Below are 679 nucleotides of genomic sequence, written 5' to 3' on the forward strand. Positions count from 1 at the left end.
GGCTGAGACGATAAAAACATTAATCCAATATTATCAGACTATTCTCAATAAATTGGTTGACCAACCTAATTCACTTTGTAGTCAGATGACGTTATTAACCGATGTGATGTATCAAAAAATTGTTTACGACTGGAATGATACCAACGCGGAATATCCAAGTGACATAACAATACATCAGTTATTTGAGAAACAAGTAAAGGCAACACCAGAGCATATTGCTGCAGTTTATCAGGATAGGCAGATTACCTATGACCAATTAAACAAAAAGGCAAATCAGTTAGCAGGTTACATTCGTAAGAGCTATCAAAAAACTACAGGCAAAGCACTATCGAGTGATACTTTAATTGCGCTATGTTTAGGTAGAAGTATTGACACCTTAGTTTCTATTTTAGCAGTATTAAAGGCAGGCGGTGCTTATGTGCCTATTGATTCAAATTATCCAGATACTAGGATTCGTTATATACTCAAAGATATAGCCACTTCATTACTACTCACCCAGTCTGTTTATTTAGACCGTCTTAATAAATTAAAATCATCTCAAGCACTTGAGATGATTGCAGTAGATGAGATAGATTATGGTCAAGAGTCGTTGGATAATTTAGCACCGTTTAGTCAAGCCAGTGATTTGGCTTATGTAATCTATACATCCGGTACAACTGGTCAACCTAAAGGGGTGATG

Annotated in this window: 1 protein-coding gene; it reads left to right on the forward strand. The window is 36.1% G+C overall.

Going from position 1 to position 679, the window contains the following annotated elements; genetic code table 11:
- A partial coding sequence (locus tag DNK84_RS04705; RefSeq protein ID WP_162902225.1) for an AMP-binding protein occupies positions 1 to 679 on the forward strand: 679 nt, incomplete at both ends.

This window comes from Facilibium subflavum, assembly GCF_003574485.1.
Lineage (GTDB): Bacteria > Pseudomonadota > Gammaproteobacteria > Francisellales > Francisellaceae > Facilibium > Facilibium subflavum.